This window comes from Rhodanobacter thiooxydans (genome assembly GCF_030291135.1).
GTDB classification, from domain to species: Bacteria; Pseudomonadota; Gammaproteobacteria; order Xanthomonadales; family Rhodanobacteraceae; genus Rhodanobacter; species Rhodanobacter thiooxydans_A.
On sequence record NZ_CP127409.1, the window covers coordinates 926,772 to 946,951 of the forward strand.

17 protein-coding genes and 1 tRNA gene are annotated in these 20,180 nt (G+C 67.6%); 17 read left to right on the forward strand and 1 reads right to left on the reverse strand.

Going from position 1 to position 20,180, the window contains the following annotated elements; genetic code table 11:
- Positions 1-53: 53 nt before the first annotated feature.
- On the forward strand, positions 54-557 hold the full coding sequence (gene purE / locus QQA13_RS04020) for a 5-(carboxyamino)imidazole ribonucleotide mutase (protein ID WP_108471014.1): 504 nt from the start codon (positions 54-56) through the stop codon (positions 555-557).
- Positions 554-1,708: a 5-(carboxyamino)imidazole ribonucleotide synthase gene (locus QQA13_RS04025; protein ID WP_108471015.1), complete on the forward strand. Its 1,155-nt coding sequence runs from the start codon at positions 554-556 to the stop codon at positions 1,706-1,708. The genes purE and QQA13_RS04025 overlap by 4 nt, the downstream gene beginning before the upstream one ends.
- A 70-nt stretch (positions 1,709-1,778) precedes the next feature.
- Here the strand turns inward: QQA13_RS04025 and QQA13_RS04030 are convergent, their stop codons facing one another.
- A complete protein-coding gene (locus tag QQA13_RS04030) occupies positions 1,779-2,357 on the reverse strand; it encodes a superoxide dismutase (protein WP_108471016.1) in 579 nt (192 codons plus the stop codon).
- A gap of 113 nt (positions 2,358-2,470) precedes the next feature.
- Here QQA13_RS04030 and grxD point away from each other — a divergent pair, with 113 nt between their 5' ends.
- The 15 genes from grxD (at position 2,471) to QQA13_RS04105 (ending at position 20,150) form a co-directional block, all read left to right on the forward strand.
- Positions 2,471-2,794: a Grx4 family monothiol glutaredoxin gene (grxD, locus tag QQA13_RS04035; RefSeq protein ID WP_108471017.1), complete on the forward strand. Its 324-nt coding sequence runs from the start codon at positions 2,471-2,473 to the stop codon at positions 2,792-2,794.
- A complete protein-coding gene (locus QQA13_RS04040; protein ID WP_108471018.1) occupies positions 2,791-3,561 on the forward strand; it encodes an SDR family NAD(P)-dependent oxidoreductase in 771 nt (256 codons plus the stop codon). Before grxD ends, QQA13_RS04040 begins: the two co-directional genes overlap by 4 nt.
- Before the next feature lie 62 nt (positions 3,562-3,623).
- A complete protein-coding gene (locus QQA13_RS04045) occupies positions 3,624-4,223 on the forward strand; it encodes a YhgN family NAAT transporter (protein WP_108471174.1) in 600 nt (199 codons plus the stop codon).
- A gap of 98 nt (positions 4,224-4,321) precedes the next feature.
- A complete protein-coding gene (locus QQA13_RS04050; protein ID WP_108471019.1) occupies positions 4,322-6,034 on the forward strand; it encodes a lysophospholipid acyltransferase family protein in 1,713 nt (570 codons plus the stop codon).
- A 362-nt stretch (positions 6,035-6,396) separates the two neighbouring features.
- Positions 6,397-9,711, forward strand: a complete 3,315-nt coding sequence (locus QQA13_RS04055) for a TonB-dependent receptor (protein WP_108471020.1) — start codon at positions 6,397-6,399, stop codon at positions 9,709-9,711.
- A 151-nt stretch (positions 9,712-9,862) separates the two neighbouring features.
- Positions 9,863-11,263, forward strand: coding sequence for a nucleotide 5'-monophosphate nucleosidase PpnN (ppnN, locus tag QQA13_RS04060; protein ID WP_108471021.1), 1,401 nt, complete (start codon positions 9,863-9,865; stop codon positions 11,261-11,263).
- A gap of 70 nt (positions 11,264-11,333) precedes the next feature.
- Positions 11,334-11,410 (forward strand) — tRNA-Asn (locus QQA13_RS04065).
- Positions 11,411-11,630: 220 nt separating this feature from the next.
- Entirely contained in the window at positions 11,631-12,392 is a 762-nt protein-coding gene (locus QQA13_RS04070) for a helix-turn-helix domain-containing protein (RefSeq protein ID WP_108471022.1), read from the forward strand.
- 126 nt (positions 12,393-12,518) lie between these two features.
- Complete coding sequence (gene nirK / locus QQA13_RS04075; RefSeq protein ID WP_108471023.1) at positions 12,519-14,036, forward strand: copper-containing nitrite reductase; 1,518 nt, start codon at positions 12,519-12,521, stop codon at positions 14,034-14,036.
- Between the two features lie 218 nt (positions 14,037-14,254).
- The gene (locus QQA13_RS04080) at positions 14,255-15,511 is read left to right on the forward strand and encodes an alginate export family protein (RefSeq protein WP_108471024.1); all 1,257 of its coding nucleotides are present in this window, start codon (positions 14,255-14,257) and stop codon (positions 15,509-15,511) included.
- Positions 15,512-15,585: 74 nt separating this feature from the next.
- Positions 15,586-15,867 carry a DUF2249 domain-containing protein gene (locus QQA13_RS04085; RefSeq protein ID WP_108471025.1) on the forward strand — a complete coding sequence of 94 codons (282 nt, stop codon included), beginning with the start codon at positions 15,586-15,588 and terminating at the stop codon, positions 15,865-15,867.
- Positions 15,848-17,101 carry a hypothetical protein gene (locus QQA13_RS04090; protein ID WP_108471026.1) on the forward strand — a complete coding sequence of 418 codons (1,254 nt, stop codon included), beginning with the start codon at positions 15,848-15,850 and terminating at the stop codon, positions 17,099-17,101. Before QQA13_RS04085 ends, QQA13_RS04090 begins: the two co-directional genes overlap by 20 nt.
- Entirely contained in the window at positions 17,098-17,481 is a 384-nt protein-coding gene (locus tag QQA13_RS04095) for a putative zinc-binding protein (protein ID WP_108471027.1), read from the forward strand. The genes QQA13_RS04090 and QQA13_RS04095 overlap by 4 nt, the downstream gene beginning before the upstream one ends.
- Positions 17,482-17,679: 198 nt before the next feature.
- Positions 17,680-18,705 carry a quinolinate synthase NadA gene (gene nadA, locus QQA13_RS04100; protein ID WP_108471028.1) on the forward strand — a complete coding sequence of 342 codons (1,026 nt, stop codon included), beginning with the start codon at positions 17,680-17,682 and terminating at the stop codon, positions 18,703-18,705.
- On the forward strand, positions 18,702-20,150 hold the full coding sequence (locus tag QQA13_RS04105) for an L-aspartate oxidase (RefSeq protein WP_108471029.1): 1,449 nt from the start codon (positions 18,702-18,704) through the stop codon (positions 20,148-20,150). Before nadA ends, QQA13_RS04105 begins: the two co-directional genes overlap by 4 nt.
- Positions 20,151-20,180: the final 30 nt, after the last annotated feature.

The following is a 20,180-nucleotide window of genomic DNA, read 5'->3' on the forward strand; positions in this document are numbered from 1 at the left end:
GTGTGCCGGGCTGGGGAAAGCCCGTACAATAGCCGTTTTTGGACGGCCCGGCCATGACAGGAACAAGCAGAACGCCACGCGTCGGCGTCGTGATGGGCTCGCGTTCGGACTGGGAAACCATGCAGCACGCGGCGAACGTGCTGACCGAGCTGGGCGTGGCACACGAGGTGCAGGTGGTGTCCGCCCATCGCACCCCGGACCTGCTGTTCGACTACGCCGAACAGGCACCGGCGCGCGGGATCCAGGTGATCATCGCCGGCGCCGGCGGTGCGGCCCACCTGCCCGGCATGCTGGCGGCGAAGACCCGTCTGCCGGTGTTCGGCGTGCCGGTGCAGTCGAAGGCGCTGAACGGGATGGACTCGCTGCTGTCGATCGTGCAGATGCCGGCCGGCATCCCGGTCGGCACGCTGGCGATCGGCCGTGCCGGCGCGGTGAACGCCGGCCTGCTGGCTGCCGCCGTGCTGGCGCTGCACGATCCGGCACTGGCTGCAGCGCTGGATCACTGGCGCGCACGCCAGACCCAGGCCGTGCTCGAACAACCGGACCCACGGCAATGAGCGAGCGGCGGCAGCCCGTGCTGGGCGTACTCGGTGGTGGCCAGCTGGCGCGCATGCTGGCGCTGGCGGCGGCGCCGCTGGGTGTGAAAACGCTGGCGGTGGACAATGCCGCCGACGCCTGTGCGGGGCAGGTCGCGCCGCTGGTGGTGGCCGACTGGACCGACTACACCGCGCTGGAAGCGTTTGCCGCCCGGGTCGACGTGGTCACCTTCGATTTCGAGAACGTGCCGGCCGAGACCGCGCGCTGGCTGGCCGAACGGGTGGCGGTGTTCCCCTCGCCGCAGGCGCTGGCGGTGGCGCAGGACCGGCTGGCCGAGAAAACCCTGTTCCGTGAATGCGGCCTGCCCACCCCGGACTTCATGACGGTGGACACGCGCGAGCAACTGGACCAGGCGCTGGCCGCGGTCGGTGCGCCGGCAATCCTGAAGACACGCCGGCTCGGCTACGACGGCAAGGGCCAGTTCCGGCTGCACGAACCGGCTGATGCCGATGCGGCGTGGGCCGCGCTTGGCGCGCAGGCGGCGAAGCATGGCCTGATCCTGGAGGCGTTCGTGCCGTTCGAGCGCGAGCTGTCAGTGCTTGCCGTGCGCGGACGCGACGGCGATTTCCGCACCTGGCCGCTGACCCGCAACTGGCATGTCGACGGCGTGCTGTCGATGAGCTTGGCGCCGGCGCCGGACATCGAGCTGCTGCAGCCACGCGCTACCGCACTGGCCCGCACGCTGGCCGAGCGGCTGGGTTACGTCGGCGTGTTCGCGCTGGAGCTGTTCGTCAAGGACGGCGAGTTGCTCGGCAACGAGATGGCGCCGCGCGTGCACAACTCCGGCCACTGGACCATCGAGGGCGCGCGCACCAGCCAGTTCGAGAACCACGTGCGCGCGGTTCTGGGCCTGCCGCTGGGCGACACCGGTGCACGCGGCATGTCGGCGATGTTCAACTGGATCGGCGAGCTGCCCGATGCCTCGGCGGTACTGCAGGCGGTCGATGCGCACTGGCACGACTACGGCAAGCAGGCCCGGCCGGGCCGCAAGGTGGGCCATGCCACGGTGTGCGCGCCGGATGCCCGCCAGCTGGCGGCACGATTGGGCGGGATTGCCGCTGCGCTCGGGCGCGAGGCGCAAGTGGCGCCGGTGCTGCCGGAGCTGGGTTGAGCCAGACGCGGGCAGGGGCACAAAAAAACGGAGCCGCGAGGGCTCCGTTCTTGTTTCAGCCCGCAGCCGGTCAGGCCAGGTTGCCGGCCGCGAATTCCCAGTTCACCAGGTTCCAGAACGCTTCCACGTACTTCGGGCGGGCGTTGCGGTAGTCGATGTAGTAGGCGTGTTCCCACACGTCGGTGGTGAACAGCGGCTTGTCGCTGCCGGTGATCGGGGTGGCCGCGTTCGAGGTGTTGACGATGCCGAGCGAGCCATCCGGGCGCTGCACCAGCCAGGTCCAGCCGGAGCCGAAGTTGCCGGCGGCGGACTTGCTGAACTCTTCCTTGAACTTGTCGAACGAGCCGAACGCCTTGTTGATCGCGTCGGCCAGCTTGCCGCTCGGCGCGCCGCCGCCTTTCGGGCTCATCGAGTTCCAGTAGAAGGTGTGGTTCCAGATCTGCGCGGCATTGTTGAACACACCGCCGGACGACTTCCTGATGATTTCCTCGAGTGGCGCGTTCGCGAACTCGGTGCCTTCGATCAGCTTGTTGAGGTTGGTCACGTAGGCCTGGTGGTGCTTGCCGTAGTGATACTCCAGCGTTTCGGCGGAAATATGCGGTTCCAGTGCGTTCTTTTCGTACGGCAGCGGAGGAAGTTCGATCGCCATGATGAGGCTCCTTAGCGGTGGCTGGGGGAGATGTGTCGACGCAGCGGACGGCAGCCGACGGGTGACTGATACAATATCGGTCTGCCTGCATTGTAAAGATGAAACACCGAGCTATGGACATCAACGAGCAAATCAAGGCGATGCTGGCCGCGCATCCCATCGTGCTTTTCATGAAAGGCACGCCCGAATTTCCGATGTGCGGCTTTTCCAGTCGTGCGGCCAAGGCACTGACCGACGCCGGCGCCGTGTTCCATGCGGTGAACGTGCTGGCCGACCCGCAGATCCGCGCGGCGCTGCCGCATTTCTCGAACTGGCCGACCTTTCCGCAGCTGTTCATTCAGGGCGAGCTGATCGGCGGCTGCGACATCATCGAGGACCTGAACGCTGCCGGCGAGTTGTCCCGCATGGCGAGCGACGTGGCCGGGGTGGCGCCTTGACGACGCTGCCCGTTTCACGATGGCCCGCAGCCTGGCAGCCGGCCGCCGATACCCTTGCCGAGCGCGTGGTGCTGGTCACCGGCGCCTACGGCGGGCTCGGCGGCGCGGTGGCGCGTGCGGTGTCGCGCGCTGGCGCCACGGTGGTGATCACCGGCAAGCGCAAGCGCCAGCTGGAACAGCTGTACGACGCGATGCTGGCCGAAGGCCTGGCCGAGCCGGTGATCCATCCGCTGGACATGGAGCTGGCCACGCCGCGCGAATACGACGCGCTGGCCGAAGGGCTGGAGCGCGACTTCGGTCGGCTCGACGGCATCGTGCATGCGGCCGTCAGTTTCGGTGGCCTGACCCCGATCACGATGCACAAGCCCGACGCGTGGCTGCGCGCGATGCACGTCAACGTGAACGCGCCGTTCGCGCTGACCCAGGCCTGCCTGCCGCTGCTGACCCAGGCCAGCGACAGCGCCGTGGTGTTCGTGCTGGACGATCCGGAATTGCTGCAGCGTGCACACTGGGGTGCTTACGGCGCATCGAAGGCAGCACTGGAACGGTTCGTGGCGATCCTGCACGAGGAAACCGATGGCGGCCCGTTGCGCACCCATGCGATGCTGCCCGGGCCGATGCGCACGGCGCTGCGGCAGCTGGCCTATTTCGGCGAAGACATCCTGCAGCGGCCATTGCCGGATGCGGCGGCCGCGGCGGCGGTCTACCTGCTCAGTGCGCAGGGCGCGCCAGCGCGTGGCGCGGTACTGGACCTGCGGGCAGATTGATGGTTTATCCGGCGGCGCCACAGCGTGCCGCCAGCCAGAAGGGAGTCGAGATGGAATCGCAGATGACCACATTGTCGGCGGGCATCCTGCTGTTCCTGATCATGGACCCGCTGGGCAATATCCCGCTGTTCCTGAGCCTGTTGAAGAACGTGCCGCCGAAGCGGCGGCGCCATGTCATGGTGCGCGAGTTGCTGATCGCACTGGGCGTGCTGCTGGCATTCCTGTTCGGTGGCCAGTTCATCCTCAAGCTGCTGCAGCTGAAGCAGGAGTCGATCAGCATCGCCGGTGGCATCGTGCTGTTCCTGATCGGCATCCGCATGGTGTTTCCGCCGGCCGACGGCAGCGGCATCTTCGGCAAGTCCGGCGGCGGCGAACCGTTCATCGTGCCGATGGCGATCCCCGGCGTGGCCGGGCCTTCGGCCATGGCCGCGTTGCTGCTGCTGACCAACACCCAGCCCGGCCGCACCGCCGACTGGACTATCGCGCTGCTGCTGGCGTGGCTGGCCAGCTCGCTGATCCTGCTCAGCGCCACCTATCTGTTCCGCTGGCTGGGCGAAAGTGTGCTGACGGCGCTGGAGCGCGTGATGGGCATGCTGCTGATCGCACTGTCGGTGCAGATGTTCATGGCCGGCGTGGCGGCGTTCCTGCACATGAACGTTTGAAACGGTGACCTTGCCCTGTTGTCGCAGGGCAGGGTTCGCATGATCGTGCGGCTGTCATAATCGGGCGGCAGGATGGTGGGGAACCCGAGGAGGCAGACATGCTGAGCATCGAACAGTCTCTTGTCGACCGAGTGCCCTGGTTGGCGCAGTACCCGCGTCTGCGCCGGCCGATGGCGGGCATGCTCGGGCGGCTGGCCGACGAAGACGGCTTCAACCGCGTACTGGGCCGGGTTGGAGCCGCCGAAGGCTTCGATTTCGTCGATCGCGTGCTGGACGTGCTCGGCACCACCCATCACGTCAATCCCGGCGACCTCGAGAATATTCCGGTCGACGGCCCGCTGCTGGTGGTGGCCAACCATCCGCTGGGCATGCAGGATGCGCTGGCACTGCTGCAACTGATCGGCTCGGTACGCCGCGACGTGCGTTTTCTGGGCAACGACTGGCTGGCGACGGTACCGCAACTGGGCCAGCTGCTGCTGCCGGTGGACGTGTTCGGCAAGGGCGCCGCCTCGCGCCTGCGCGGCATCTACCGCGCGCTGGAGAACGGCGAGGCGCTGATCGTGTTTCCTGCCGGCGAAGTGTCACGCGTGCGCGCCGGCGGCGTGCGCGACGGCCGCTGGTCGGACGGCTTCGCGCGGCTGTCGTTGCGCAGCAAGGCGCCGGTGTTGCCGGTGCACGTCTCGGCGCGCAACTCGGCGATGTTCTACGGCCTGTCGATGCTGGCCAAGCCGCTGAGCACGGCGATGCTGCCGCGCGAGGCGGTGGCGCCGGGCAAGCGGCGGATCGGCTTCAGCATCGGCGCCCTGGTCAGCGCCGAGGAGCTCGCGCAGCGCAGCGACAGCTCGCCGAAGCAGGCAGCGAAACTGATGCGCCGGCACGTCTACCGGGTCGGCCAGCATCGCGGCCTGGTCTTCGGCGGGCAGGCACCACTGGCGTTGCCCGAACCGAGCGATCGGGTCGCGGCGGAACTGGCGCACAGCGAGAAACTGGCTGACCTCGGTGACGGCAAGCAGGCGTGGCTGTTCAGGGGCAGCCTTGACAGCGCGGTGATGCACGAGATCGGCCGGCTGCGCGAGCTGACCTTCCGCAAGGTCGGCGAAGGTACCGGCGCCCGGCGCGACCTGGATGCCTACGATGCGCACTACGAGCATCTGGTGTTGTGGGACCCGCAGGCGCTACGCATCGTCGGTGCCTACCGCTTCGGCCATGGCGGCCGGCTGATCGCCGAACGCGGCATGGCCGGCTTGTACACCTCCAGCCTGTTCTCCTATTCGCCGGCGCTGGAATCGCGGCTGGCGCAGGGGATGGAGCTGGGGCGCAGCTTCATCGCGCCGGCGTACTGGCGTTCGCGCGCGCTGGACCAGCTGTGGCAGGGCATCGGCCTGTACCTGCAGCGGCATCCGGAGCTGCGTTACCTGTTCGGTCCGGTCAGCATGTCGGTGAGTCTGCCGCGCGAGGCGCGCGAGTGGATCGCCGCGGCGCACCAGCACTATTTCGGTGCGCCGGGACTGGCCGCTGCACGTCAGCCTTTCGTGGTCTCGCCCGAAGTGGTGCAGGGCGTGCGCGCGGCGCTGGAGGGGCTCGATGCCGCCGCCGGCCTGGGCCAGCTGAAACACCATCTGGATGCGCTCGGCGTCAGCATGCCGGTGCTGTACCGCCAGTATGTCGACCTGGTCGAGCCTGCCGGCGTGCAGTTCCTCGACTTCGGCGAGGATCCGGATTTTTCCGGCTGCGTGGACGGCCTGGTGATGCTCGACCTGGCGAACCTGAAGCCGGCGAAACGTGCACGCTATCTCGGCAAGCGAGACTGATCCGGCTCACACAGCGTGGCGGATCGTGATGCGGCGGGGGAAATGCCGGGGCAGCGTGGCGTGAATCCGTCAGGTTGATTCAAAAGGTTCTGAGGCCGGCCAGGGGCGGGTGGCGGCAACTGCAGGCGTGCAAGATGTTACGAAAGTGTCATACAATGCCGTTAAAATCGCTTAACAATCGCCGCTGGCGGGAAGGTCCGGCGAGCTGAAACCTGGCGCTCCATGTTTGATGGAGTCGCGGTAATACCACAACCGGGGTCACGCATCGCGTCGATGCTGCGCCTGGCATGCGCCGGGCCGGGTCGGGCTTTTTGGCCTCAATTCAAGAGTTTTTTCGTTGCGAGCCTGAGGGTCGATCAAGAATGAACAGCCGAATTCGCGCCAAACTCCTGCCGTTTGCCATTGCCTCATTGCTGGCGGCGTCGGTGCCTGCCATCGCGCAGGACACCTCCTCCTCGATCAGCGGCCGCGTGCTCGACGCGAACGGCCAGCCGGTCGCCGGCGCCACCGTGCAGATCGTGCACGAGCCGTCGGGCACCACCAAGATGGTTACCACCGACAGCAACGGCCGCTATGCCGCGCAGGGTCTGCGCGTGGGTGGCCCGTTCGACGTGAAGGCCAGCAAGGACGGCGTGCAGGCCGACCACGACAACGTTTACCTGCAATTGGCCCAGGAATCGGCCATCAACATCACGCTGGCCGGTGCCAGTACGCAGCAGGCCGCCGAGCTGAGCGGCGTGACGGTCTCGGCCAGCACCCTGGCGCAGACCTTCAGCCCCGACAACAAGGGCATCTCGACCAACGTTTCCCGGCGCGAAATCGAAGCCATGCCGGCGCCGGACCGTTCGATCCAGAACATCGTCCGCCTCGATCCGCGCATCGTGGTCACCGACCGTGAACGCGGCGAGTTCTCGGCCATCGGCCAGAACAGCCGCTACAACAACATCACGGTGGACTCGGTCAGCGCGAACGATCCATTCGGCCTGAACGCGAACGGCCTGCCGACCCTGGCTACACCGATCTCGCAGGACACGATCGAGGAATACAACATCTCCACGGCGAACTACGACACGTCCATCCGCCGCGGCGTGGGCGCCAACGTGAATGCCGTCACCAAGAGCGGCACCAACGATTTCCATGGTTCGGTCTACTACGTATTCCAGAACCAGAACATGATCGGCAAGAACGAGAACGACGCGAAGTACACCGCGTTCGATCGCCAGTGGACGGGTGGCGCGACGGTAGGTGGCCCGATCGTCAAGGACAAGCTGTTCTTCTTCCTCTCCGCCGAAAAGAGCGTGAAGGTGGGGGCGGGCAGCCCCTATGGCCCGGAGGATTCCAATGCCTCCTCGCCGATCATCGGGCTGACCTCGTCGCAGGTGCAGCAGGTGCTCGCAGCCGCCAAGTCGCTGGGCCTGGCTGACCCGGGCAGCTACGGCGGCGGCAACACCAACCTGCAGGACAAGCGCTACCTCGGCAAGATCGACTGGAACATCAGCGACAACCACCGCGCCAGCTTCACCTACAGCCAGACCAAGGAAACCAAGCCGGTCATCACCGGCAGCAACACCAACCTGGTGCTGTCCAGCGGCTGGTACACCACCAACGTGGACAGCAAGAGCTACGCGCTGCACTTCTACGACGACTGGTCGCCGAGCTTCTCCACCGACACCACGGTGTCTTATGCGAAGTTCGACCAGCTGCGCGGCCCCTACAACGGCGTTGCGAGCCCCGACGTACGGGTGTACCCGACCACGTTCAACGACGGCACCTCTGTGGAGTTTGGTACCGAGTACTCCAGCCAGGCCAACGTGCTCAAGACCAAGACCCTGAACTTCGCCTGGGCCGGCACCTATTACGCCGGTGACCACACGATCAAGGGCGGCTTCGACTACGAGCACAACGACGTCTACAACCTGTTCCTGCAGAACGCCTTCGGCAGCTACACCTTCGAGGACGGCAACGGCAAGACTGGCCTGGAGAACTTCCTGGCGGGCAACTACTACCAGTACCGCTACAACCGTCCGGCGGATGGCCTGAGCGAGGCCGACGTCGCCGCTGCCTTCAAGATGAAGCAGTGGGGCGTGTTCCTGCAGGATACCTGGCAGGTGAACAGCAACTTGTCGGTGCAGTACGGCGTGCGCGTGGACATTCCGCTGGTCAGCGACCAGCCGATCTACAACGCTAAGTTTGCCGCGGCTCCGGTGGCCGGCAGCTACAACCCGGTCACCCGCACCGGCACGCCAGCCACGGGCGGCTTCGGCCGCACCAACCAGACCACCATCAACGGCAACCGCGTGATCCAGCCGCGCCTGTCGTTCAACTACGCGTTCGATACCGAGCGGATGACCCAGCTGCGTGGTGGCGCAGGCCTGTTCATCTCCAATCCGCCCACCGTCTGGCTCGGCAACATCTACTCCAACTCGGGCGTCACCCAGACCCAGTTCAATTGCGGCCCGACCCAGTCCGGTTGCAAGACCAACCTGCCGGCGTTCAGTGCCGATCCGTACCACCAGAACGACGGCACGCCGGGTACCGGTGCCCAGACCGTCAACACCATCGAGCCGGGCTTCCGCCTGCCGAGCGTGTGGAAGTTCTCGCTGGGCTTCGACAAGGAACTGCCGTGGTGGGGTCTGATCGCCACCGCCGACTACGAGCACATCAAGGTGCGCGACGCGATCTGGTACCAGAACTACAACACCGGCGCGCCGACCGCCGTGCTGCCGGACGGCCGCTTCAGCTACTACAAGGACATTGCGCTGGATCCGCGCAACAAGGCACAGTCGAACCGCTACCTGGCCAACAAGTCGTTCACCGACGGCACCATCAACCTGGCTGACACCAGCCGCGGCAAGGCGGACAGCCTGGCGCTGTCGTTGAAGAAGCCGTTCTCGGAAGACTGGTCGGGCATGATCGGCTTCACCTGGAGCCGTGCGACCGAGGTGAACCCGGGTACGTCCAGCGTGGCCCGCTCGAACTACGTCAACAGCTACATCACCAACCCGGGCGAGAACAAGGCGAGCCCGTCGAACTACTCGATCCCGCGCCGCGTGATGGCCAGCCTGAACTGGCAGCATCGCTTCTTCGGCGACTACGCCACCAGCGCCAGCATCTTCTACGACGGCCACAACGCCGCGCCGTACAGCTGGGCCTTCGGCAACGATGCCAACGGCGACGGCGTGACCAACGACCTGGTCTACATTCCGAAGGCGGGCGAGGTGGAGTTCCGCTCCAACGTCAGCCAGCAGAAGATCGACCAGTTCTACGCCTACATCCAGAAGAACGACTACCTGAAGAACCACGAGGGCGGCATCGCCGGTCGCAACGGTGACCGCGCGGGCTGGATCAACCAGATCGACCTGAGCTTCAGCCAGGAGATCCCAGGCATCTTCAAGGGCAACAAGGGCATCATCAAGCTCGACGTCTACAACTTCACGAACCTGCTGAACAAGAAGTGGGGCATCGAGAAGCGGGTGGGCTTCCCGGGCGGCCGCGCCCTCGCCGACTACTATGGCGTGGACACGGCCACCGGCAAGTACATCTACGACATCAGCGGCGCCAACTACACCGACGGGAACGGCAACTACGCGCCGCGGGCCATTCCGACCTACGTGAACTTCGGCGACGATCTCGCCCAGCGCTGGTCGGTATTGCTGACGGTCAAGTACACGTTCTGATTGCCCGTCACCAGCTTGGCCTACGACCGGCGCCCGCGAGGGCGCCGGTTTTTTCTTGTCTTGACCCATGCCCACCTGGCAAGGGAAGCTAAGCGGTCCGCCATGGCACTGCATGAGGCAGCCACGCCGTCAGCGGCAGGAGAATGACTGGATGAACGATTTTCAGGCTGGCGGCGCCGGCAAACCCGGCACCGTCAGCGCACGCATCTCGCCGATCGGCGGCCTGGACGTCCTTTCCCGCAACGAGGTGGCGCGCCTGCGCGGCGCCAGTGGTTCGGGCCTGCACGCACTGCTGCGGCGCTGCGCGCTGGCAGTGCTGACCTCCGGCAACATCAGCGATGACCCGCGCGCGATTCTGGAGCAATACCCGGATTTCGACATCCAGGTGCTGCAGCAGGATCGCGGCATGAAGATCGAGCTGTCCAACGCGCCGTCGCAGGCGTTCGTGGACGGCCAGATCATCCGCGGCATCAACGAGCTGCTGGTCGCGGTGGTGCGCGACATCGTGTACGTATCGACCCAGCTGGAACAGATCGGCTTCGACCTGGATGCTTCCGCCGCGCTGACCCAGAGCGTGTTCGAGATCCTGCGCAACGCGCGCATCCTCAAGCCGCAGGTCGATCCGAACCTGGTGGTGTGCTGGGGCGGCCATTCGATCTCGCGCGAGGAGTACGACTACACCAAGCTGGTCGGCTACCAGCTCGGCCTGCGCGGGCTGGACATCTGCACCGGCTGCGGCCCGGGCGCGATGAAGGGGCCGATGAAGGGCGCCACCATCTCGCACGCCAAGCAGCGGCGCCGGCACAACCGCTACATCGGCATCACCGAGCCGGGCATCATCGCCGCCGAGTCGCCTAACCCGATCGTCAACCACCTGGTGATCATGCCGGACATCGAGAAGCGGCTGGAGGCGTTCGTGCGCCTGGGCCACGGCATCATCGTGTTCCCCGGCGGCGTCGGCACGGCCGAGGAGATCCTCTACCTGCTCGGCATCCTGCTGCACCCGGACAACGCCAGCACGCCGTTCCCGCTGATCTTCACCGGGCCGCGCCAGTCGGCCGCCTATTTCGAGCAGATCGACCGCTTCCTGCGGCTCAGTCTGGGCGACGAGGTGGCCAGGCACTACCAGATCATCGTGGACGATCCGGAGACGGTGGCGCGCACGATGATCAAGGGCCTCGAAAAGGTGCGCCACAACCGCCTGGACACCAAGGACGCGTTCTTCTTCAACTGGGCGCTGCAGATCCCGCTGGAGTTCCAGCAGCCGTTCCGCCCCACTCACGAGGCGATGCGCGCACTGCAGCTCCATCACGACCGTCCGCGGCACGAGCTGGCGGCCGACCTGCGCCGGGCATTTTCCGGCATCGTCGCCGGCAACGTGAAAGAAGAGGGCGTGCAGGCGATCGAGCGGGATGGCCCGTTCGTCATCGATGGCGACGCGGACATCATGCGCGCGCTGGACAAGCTGCTGCAGGCGTTCGTCGACCAGCATCGCATGAAGCTTCCCGGCGGCACCGCATACGAGCCGTGCTACCGGGTGCTGAACGCCTGAAAAAAAGTGTGGCGGCCGCTCCGCGGCAACTTGACAGTTCGCCGCACGCTCAGCAAACTACGCAGCTCACGCCCGAATAGCTCAGCTGGTTAGAGCACTTGACTGTTAATCAGGGGGTCGTTGGTTCGAGTCCAACTTCGGGCGCCAAATGCAGACAAGGGCCGGCAGCGATGCCGGCCCTTGTTCTTTTCGTGCCGGGCAAAAACGGGCACGAATGCGCCGGTGCGGCGTCATGGCATACCGACCGTCCCACGGCAATCGCCACCATTGCGTATCATCGCGATATATTTCGCCGTACGTTGGCGTACCGACTACGGCCTGGCGCCATCAGGCCTGATCCGATCCGCGCGATTCCCACAGGTTCCCCATGCGTCACGACAATCCGGCAGGCCGCCTGCCCGAGCCACCCAATCCGATCGCCGACGACGGCGACGAGACGCATTTCTGCCGCACCTGTGCATTCTCCGGGGCGTGCATCGCGGAGGGTTACGGCAAGCCGGAGCTGGTCGAGCTGCATTGCCTGGTCGAGCACGTCGGACCATTCCATGCCGGCGAGCACATCTTCCGCACCGGCGATCCGTTCCGCTCGATCTTCGCGGTGCGCGCCGGCACGGTGAAGACCAGCATGGTCGATTCCGCCGGACGCGAGCAGGTGCTCGGTTTCTACCTGCCCGGCGAAGTGATCGGCCTCAACGCGATCTACCCGGATCAGTTTCCGTGCGATGCGGTGGCACTGGACACGGCCTACTTCTGTCGCTTCTCGTTCCCCGCGATGAGTGCGCTGGCCACGCGCATGCCGGCGGTGCAGCAGCGGCTGTTCCGGCTGATCAGCAAGGAGCTGGGCATGGCCACCCTGCTCGCTGGCGACCACAACGCCGACGTGCGCATGGCGGCCTTTCTCACCGACCTCGCCGCACGCTATGAGGAGCGCGGCTTCTCCGGTACGCGCTTCCACCTCAGCATGTCGCGTGGCGACATCGCCAACTACCTGCGGCTGGCGGCCGAGACGGTGAGCCGGGTGCTCAGCCGTTTCCGCCAGCAGGGTCTGATCGAACTGGAGGGGCGCGAAATGCTGTTGCGCGACCCCGAAAGGCTGCGCGAGATCGGCAAGAATCTGCTGGCGCACTGAGCGCCTTCGCGGCAGCTGTGGCGGCTTGACGCAGCAGCCGTTTTCCATCGGCAGAGATGACATACGTCAAGCGCGATTTGCGACGTCTCCCTAGGCTCTGCACGCAGAAACCACAGGGAGATACCCATGTCACGTTCGTTGTTCCTCGTTCTTGCCGCGGCAGGCGCACTGGCGCTTGCCGGATGCTCCGGCAAGCCGTCCGCGATATCGCCGGTGGGGGAGGCTGACGCCAGCCCTGCCGCGATCGCCGCGACCCACGGCGACTTCGGCCCGCCGCAGGGCGAGCCGATCCACGCGGTGCTGACCAGCCCGCCGCACGTGCCGCCGCCGGTCAACCGCAACTACCCGGCGAAAGTGATCGTCGAGCTGGAGGTGATCGAGAAGGAGATGCCGATCTCCGAAGGCGTCAGCTACACGTTCTGGACCTTCGGCGGCACGGTGCCGGGCAGCTTCATCCGGGTGCGCCAGGGCGACACGGTGGAGTTCCACCTGAAGAACGCGCCAGACAGCAAGATGCCGCACAACATCGACCTGCACGGGGTGACCGGGCCGGGCGGCGGCGCGGCGTCCAGCTTCACCGCGCCGGGGCATGAATCGCGGTTCACCTTCAAGGCGCTGAACCAGGGCATCTACGTGTACCACTGCGCCACTGCGCCGGTGGGCATGCACATTGCCAACGGCATGTACGGGCTGATCCTGGTCGAGCCGCCGGAAGGGTTGCCGAAGGTCGACCACGAGTACTACGTGATGCAGGGCGACTTCTACACCACCGGCAAGTACCGGCAGAAGGGCCACCAGCCGTTCGACATGGAGAAGGCGATCGACGAGCACCCGACCTATGTGCTGTTCAACGGCAAGGAAGGCGCGCTGACCGGTGACAACGCACTGACCGCGAAGACCAACCAGACGGTGCGGCTGTTCGTGGGCAACGGCGGACCGAACCTGGTGTCGAGCTTCCATGTGATCGGCGAGATCTTCGACAAGGTGCAGCCCGAAGGCGGCACGGTGGCACAGCACAACGTGCAGACCACGCTGATCCCGTCCGGTGGCGCGGCGATGGTGGAGTTCCACACCGACGTGCCGGGCAGCTACGTGCTGGTCGACCACTCGATCTTCCGCGCGTTCAACAAGGGCGCGCTGGGCATCCTGAAGGTGGACGGCCCGGAAGACAAGACGATCTACTCGGGCAAGGAAGTGGACTCGGTGTACCTGGGCGATCGCTCGGAGCCGAACCTGAAGGCGGTAACCACGGCGGCGACGGCGCATGCGGCCGGCACGCTGACCAAGGCAGAACAGATCGCGGCGGGCAAGCAGCTGTTCACCGGCACCTGCTCGGTGTGCCACCAGGCGAACGGCGAAGGCCTGCCGAACGTGTTCCCGCCGCTGGCCAAGTCGGACTTCCTGGCCGCCGACCCGAAGCGGGCGATGACGATCGTGACGCATGGCCTGACCGGCAAGGTCACGGTGAACGGCCACGAGTACGACTCGGTGATGCCGCCGATGAGCCAGCTCAATGACGACGAGGTGGCGAACATCCTGACCTACGTGCTGAACAGCTGGGGCAACCCGGGTGGCCAGATCAGCAAGGAAGAGGTGGCCAAGGCACGCGCCGAGGCACCCGCAGTCGCGGCGCCAGCGCACTGACCGGGATGATCGCGCCAATATTTTGGCGGTAAAAACGTCCAAAACGATAAACAGGAATACGCAACGCCGGCCCTCATGGCCGGCGTTGTCGTCTGGTCGCACCGCGCGGCCGCGGCGCGTTGTCACAGCCGCAGCCGACACCAGTGGCGATTGACCGAAATCAACTTGGTCGCGCGTGCACATCCCGAGACTGCCGCGGACCTCAAGGGAGCCACACCATGAAACATGCACGCAATCATCTTTCGGCCGCCTGCTTGCTCGCGATCCTGGCCGCCCCGGCCTGGGCGGCCGGCACAACCGCCGACGCCGGCGGCCCGGCGGCATCCGCACCATCGTGGCAACTGGAGTGGGATGCCCGCCTACGCCACGAACAGGTCGACGACGACGCGTTCGCGCGCGACGCCCGGGCCGACACCTTGCGCCTGCGCCTCGGTCTGCATGGCGAGTTCGGGCATGGCTGGAGCGGCCTGGTCGAAGGCGCCGGTGTGGCCAGTGCCGGCGACCGTTACAACAGCGGCGCCAATGGCCGCACCTTGTACCCGGCGGTGACCGACCCGCGCGGCGGCGAGTTCAACCAGTACTGGCTGCGCTGGCAGGGCGACCGGTTCGGTGCCAGCGCCGGTCGCCAGCGGCTGCTGCTGGATAACCAGCGCTGGGTCGGCAGCGTGGGCTGGCGCCAGCACGAACAGACCTTCGATGCGGTCGAACTGCGCTGGCAGCCGCTGGCCGCGTTGACAGTGCGCTACGACTGGCTCGATCGCGTGCACCGGGTGGCCGGCCGCGATGCGCTGAACCCGCTCGCGCGCGAGCGCAAGTTGAACACCCATTTGCTCAATCTGGGGTGGACTCAGGACGCGCAGCAGTGGACGGGTTATGCCTACCTGCACGAGGACCGCGATGTGGCCAGCGCTTCCAGCGCCACCTACGGCGTGCGCTGGAGCGGCAAGGCGTTGCGCCAGGGCAATGGCCTCGGCTGGACGCTGGAAGGAGCGCGGCAATATGACTACGCCAACAACCCGCAGCATTTCGCGCACGGCTACTGGCTGCTGGAACCGAGCTGGACGCAGTCCGGGATCACCGCGAAGCTGGGCTGGGAACACTTGGGCGGCAACGGTCGGCATGCGCTGCAGACACCGCTGGCCACGCTGCACGCGTTCAACGGCTGGGACGACCAGTTCGGCGTGACTCCGGCCGGCGGCCTGGAGGATCGCTACGCCGGCGTCAACGGCAACTTCGGTCGCCATGGTGTAGCCAGCAAGCTGGGCTGGGCGGTGGCCTACCACGACTACCGCGCCGATCGCGGCGGTCGCTACGGCAGCGAGTGGGATGCCTCGCTGGCGTTTGCGCTGGCGCAGGGTCTCAGCGGTCTGCTGAAGGTGGCGAACTATCGTGCCGATGGCTTCGGCCGCGACAGCGCGAAGCTGTGGCTGCAACTGGAGTGGCGTGGCCAGCGGGCGCTGGCCGGCGCGCGTTGAACGAAGCGGTAACGCCGGCGGGCGCGTTGATCCAGGTCAGCGCGCTCGTGCCGCCGCTGCGTTGAGATGGCGCCATGCAAGCGAAGCCCTCACCCCGACACCGCGTCGACGACGCGGTATTCCCCGAACTCGACCTGCGCTGGTTGCCGTCGCCGGAGCCGATGCTGCGTGCGCTGGCAGCGGCCGACGCCTTGCTGCCGGGACAGGCGGTGCAGGTGCTCACCCCGCTGATGCCCACGCCGCTGCTCGACGCGCTGGCATCGCGCGGCCTGCAGGCGACAGCGTTTGCCTTGCCGACCGGCGGTGCGCGCGTGCTGATCCGCTGCCCGGACGGCGATGACGCAGCTGCGGCTTGAGCAGGCACCGGCACCCTCGCTGCCGCGGCGCTTCCTGCTCGGCGCGCCGTGCTGGGGCGTGCTGGCCGGCGCGTTGCTGATCGTCGACGGCGACGCGGCGCTGCGCATGCGCTGGAACCCTGCCACGCTGGCCCTCGTACATGTGTTCACGCTGGGCGTGCTGGGCAACGCGATGCTCGGCAGCGTGTTGCAGTTCCTGCCAGCCGCCGCCGGCGTGCGGGTGCGCGGCAGCGCGGCGCTGGGGCCGTGGCTGCATGGCCTGTTCAACCTCGGTGTGTTGCTGCTGGTGGCGGGTTTGCACCAGCGCTGGCGCATCGCCCTGATCGCTGCGGCGCTGCTGCTGCCGCTGGCCTTCGTGTTGCTGGCGGCGATGACCGTGCCCGGCTTGCTGACCGCGGCTGGGCAGCGCCTGTTGCGCGCGGGCTTCGGCGTGGCGATCGGATTCGCCGTGCTTACCGCACTGCTCGGCGGCCTGCTGGCGCTGGGCCTTGCCGGCTATCTGGCCCTGCCGCTGGCAGCGCTCGCCGACGTGCATGCGAGTTGGGGCGTGCTGGGTTGGGTGGTGGTGCTGATGGCCAGCGTGGCACGAGTGGTGATGCCGATGTTCCAGGGCACCGGCACGCTGCGCGAGCCGGTGCAGGCGGCGTGGCTGGGCAGCGCGCTGCTGATGCTGCTCGGTGCGGCGATCTGGCGGCTGGCCGATGGCAGTGGCGCCTGGCTGGTCGGCGCGGTGGCCGTGCTCACACTGGCGTTCGCCGTTGCCGGGTTGTGGCTGCAATGGCGTGCGCCGCGACTGCGCCGCGGGCCGTTGCTGTGGAGCTGGCGTGCCGGCCTGATGCTGCTGGTGCTGGCCGCGCTGGCGCTGCTCGCGGACGTGCGCGGCGGCATGCTGGCCGGTGCGCTGGGGCTGGGCGTCGCGCTGCCGTTGCTGGTCACCGGCATGATGCTGGAGATCGTGCCCTTCATCGGCTGGATCGAGCTGCACCGACGTATCGGCCGTGGCGTGCAGCTGCCCGGCGTGCAGCGGCTGCTGCCGGTGCCCGAGAAGACCCGCGCGCTGCTGGCGCAACTGCCGCTGCTGCTGTTGCCGGCTGCCGCGCTGTGGCCATCGGCGTGGCTGGCGCGTGTCGCCGGGCTGGCGCTGGTGCTGGCGTGGGGCGTCGCGTGGTGGACGCTGCGCGGCGTGCGCCGGCGCGCGAATCAATTCCTGTCGACCGTGGAGCCTCGCTCGTGAGTGCCAAGTTGCCGCTCGTCTATTCCTGTTCCGGTTGCTCCAGCGCGGCGCAGATGGCCAATCACCTGGCACTGCAACTCGATCGCGCCGGCGTCGCCGAGATGTCCTGCATCGCCGGCGTCGGCGGTGGCGTCACCGGGCTGGTACGCACCGCGCGGAGCGGGCGGCGCATCCTGGCGCTGGACGGCTGCGTGCTGAAGTGCGTCGCGGCCTGCCTCGCCAACGCGGGCGTGGTGGCCGATACCCATGTGGTGCTCTCCGAGCATGGCGTGAAGAAACGCCAGCACGCGGATTTCGATCCGGTCGAGGCGCAGCGGCTGTACGCCGCCGACGTGCTGCCGGCGGCGCAGGCGCTCGCCGCCACCGGGCAGGATGGTTGACGTGGGTCAAGGCGCGCGAGCGGTCGGGCCGGCCATGATGCCGCCCACCATGCCCGGCCCGATTTTCAGCGCGATCCTTCCACGGCCATTGCCGCGCCGTTTGCCGCGAGCGGCGGAGCCTCCGGGCCGGCACGCCGCATCCGTCTGCCGTGCCACCGCCTGAGCCCGTCCGTTTCCCTCCATCGAAAAGCGATCAGCATGACCGCCTCCGCAAACCTGCCCGTGCCGGTCTGGCGCGACGAACTGGAACACGAATACGCCGCGCTGGCCGAGCGGCTCGAACCGCTGGTGCCGTGCCTGGAGATCCCGCTGCACCTGCCGTGGATCGACGCGATCAACAAGCTGAAGAAGCAGCGCGGCGCGGTGATCATGGCGCACAGCTACCAGTCGCCGGAGATCTTCCACGGCGTGGCCGACATCACCGGCGATTCGCTCGGCCTGGCACAAGCTGCGGCCGAATGCGACGCCGAGCTGATCGTGCTGTGCGGCGTGCACTTCATGGCCGAGACCGCGAAGATCCTGGCGCCGGAAAAGACCGTGCTGCTGCCCGACCTGGAAGCCGGTTGCTCGCTGGCTTCCTCGATCACCGCCGCCGACGTGCGTGCGTTGCGCGCGCAGCATCCCGGCGCGCCAGTGGTGAGCTACGCCAACACCTCGGCCGCGGTGAAGGCGGAGTCTGACGCGATCTGCACCTCGGCGAACGCGGTGCAGGTGGTGGAGGCGATGGGCGCGCCGAAGGTGATCTTCCTGCCCGACGAGTTCCTCGGTCGCTACATCGCCAAGCAGACGCAGGTGGAAATCGTCCTGTGGCACGGCCGCTGCGAAGTGCATGAGCGCTTCACCGCGCAGGAAGTGCGGCACGTGCGCGAGCAGTTCGGCACCAGGGTGGTGGCGCATCCGGAATGTTCGCCCGAGGTGCTGGCCGAGGCCGACTTCGTCGGCTCCACCACCGCCATGGGCAAGTGGCTGGCGCGCGAGAAGCCGGCGCGGGTGGCGATGATCACCGAGTGCTCGATGGCCGACAACCTCAAGTCGCAGTTTCCGCAGACCGAGTTCATCAAGCCGTGCAACCTGTGTCCGCATATGCAGCGGATCACCTTGCAGAACATCTACGCCTGCCTGTGCGACATGCGCCACGCGATCGAGATTCCCGCCGACGTCAGTGTGCGTGCGCGCGCTGCGCTGGAGCGCATGCTGACTATCGGTCGGCGCGAAAGCGTGTGAGGCATGCGCACCTGCCAGTCGTGGTGGTGGGCGGCGGCGTGGCCGGGCTGGCGACGGCGCTGGCCATGGCACCGGCACCGGTGCGGCTGTTGTGCCGCGCCCACGATGGCTGCGGCAGCGCCAGTGCGCTGGCCCAAGGCGGCATCGCCGCGGCGCTCGATCCGCGCGACAGCGCCGCCGCGCATGCCGCCGACACGCTGGCCGCCGGAGCGCAGCACAACGACGCGGCGATGGTGCAGTGGCTGGCAGCCGAGGCGCCCGCGGCGATCGTCTGGCTGCAGGCACAGGGGGTGGCTTTCGACAGCGATGCGCAGGGTCATCTGCAGCTTGGTCGCGAAGGCGGCCACGGTGCGGCGCGCATCGTGCACGCCGGCGGCGATGCCAGCGGCGCCGCGCTGGTGCAGGCGCTGCGCGCCAGGGCGCAGGCGGCCATGCACGTGCAGTGGCGCGGCGGTGTCGATGTCGATGGCCTGCTGCTGCGCGAAGGGCGCGTGGTGGGCGTGCGCACCCGCGACGAGCGCGGCCGCCATGAGCAGGTCGAGGCGGCGGCCGTGGTGCTGGCCACCGGCGGCATCGGCGCCTCGTACGCGCGCACCAGCAACCCGCCGGGCGCCGATGGCGCCGGTCTCGCGCTGGGGTTGGCGGCGGGGGCCGCACCGCGCGACCTGGAGTTCGTGCAGTTCCATCCCACCGCGCTCGACGTGCCGGGCCATTGCCTGCCGCTGATCACCGAGGCGCTGCGCGGTGCCGGTGCCCGCCTGCACGATGCCGACGGCAACGCGCTGATGGCGGGGCTGCATCCGCTGGGCGACCTGGCGCCGCGCGACGTGGTGTCGCGGCGCGTGGCTGCAGAGCAGGCAGCGGGTGGGCGGGTCTGGCTCGACGCGACCGCAGTGGACGGCGCTTGGGAAAAGCGTTTTCCCACCGTGCTGGCTGCATGCCTGGCGCACGGCTTCGATCCGCGCCGGCAGGCGCTGCCGGTGACGCCGGCGGCGCATTTCCACATGGGCGGGCTGGCCACCGATGCGGACGGGCGCACCAGCGTGCCGGGCCTGTACGCGGTGGGCGAGGTGGCCTGCAATGGCGTGCACGGCGCCAATCGGCTGGCCAGCAATTCGCTGCTGGAGGGCGTGCTGTGCGGCCGTCGGCTGGGTCGGTTGCTGGCAGATGTGGCAACGCCGGCGTCCGGCAACGGCCCGCTCCGCGTGATCGAGCGCGGCGAAAGCCTGCCGTCAGCCCAGCTCGCCGCGCTGCGCGAACTGCTGTGGCGCTCGGCCGGCCCGGTGCGCGAGGCCGGTGCCCTGCGCGATGCATGGCGGGCCTGCGCGGTGCTGGCCGAACTCGGCTGGCAGGCGCGGCTGGCCAAGGCGCTGCTGCGCGCGATGCGCCTGCGCCGGCATGCGCTGGGCGCGCATTGGCGGGAGGATCGCGGCTGTCCGCGCTGAAGCGATCGGCATGCGCGATGGCGACCGGTT

Coding starts and splice junctions, on each gene's coding strand:
- QQA13_RS04070 (WP_108471022.1), top strand. CDS start 11,631: ATGCGTCACGACAATCCGGCAGGCCGCCTGCCCGAGCCACCCAATCCG.
- nirK (WP_108471023.1), top strand. CDS start 12,519: ATGTCACGTTCGTTGTTCCTCGTTCTTGCCGCGGCAGGCGCACTGGCG.
- QQA13_RS04085 (WP_108471025.1), top strand. CDS start 15,586: ATGCAAGCGAAGCCCTCACCCCGACACCGCGTCGACGACGCGGTATTC.
- QQA13_RS04080 (WP_108471024.1), top strand. CDS start 14,255: ATGAAACATGCACGCAATCATCTTTCGGCCGCCTGCTTGCTCGCGATC.
- ppnN (WP_108471021.1), top strand. CDS start 9,863: ATGAACGATTTTCAGGCTGGCGGCGCCGGCAAACCCGGCACCGTCAGC.
- QQA13_RS04025 (WP_108471015.1), top strand. CDS start 554: ATGAGCGAGCGGCGGCAGCCCGTGCTGGGCGTACTCGGTGGTGGCCAG.
- QQA13_RS04055 (WP_108471020.1), top strand. CDS start 6,397: ATGAACAGCCGAATTCGCGCCAAACTCCTGCCGTTTGCCATTGCCTCA.
- grxD (WP_108471017.1), top strand. CDS start 2,471: ATGGACATCAACGAGCAAATCAAGGCGATGCTGGCCGCGCATCCCATC.
- QQA13_RS04050 (WP_108471019.1), top strand. CDS start 4,322: ATGCTGAGCATCGAACAGTCTCTTGTCGACCGAGTGCCCTGGTTGGCG.
- QQA13_RS04030 (WP_108471016.1), bottom strand. CDS start 2,357: ATGGCGATCGAACTTCCTCCGCTGCCGTACGAAAAGAACGCACTGGAA.
- QQA13_RS04090 (WP_108471026.1), top strand. CDS start 15,848: ATGACGCAGCTGCGGCTTGAGCAGGCACCGGCACCCTCGCTGCCGCGG.
- purE (WP_108471014.1), top strand. CDS start 54: ATGACAGGAACAAGCAGAACGCCACGCGTCGGCGTCGTGATGGGCTCG.
- QQA13_RS04045 (WP_108471174.1), top strand. CDS start 3,624: ATGACCACATTGTCGGCGGGCATCCTGCTGTTCCTGATCATGGACCCG.
- nadA (WP_108471028.1), top strand. CDS start 17,680: ATGACCGCCTCCGCAAACCTGCCCGTGCCGGTCTGGCGCGACGAACTG.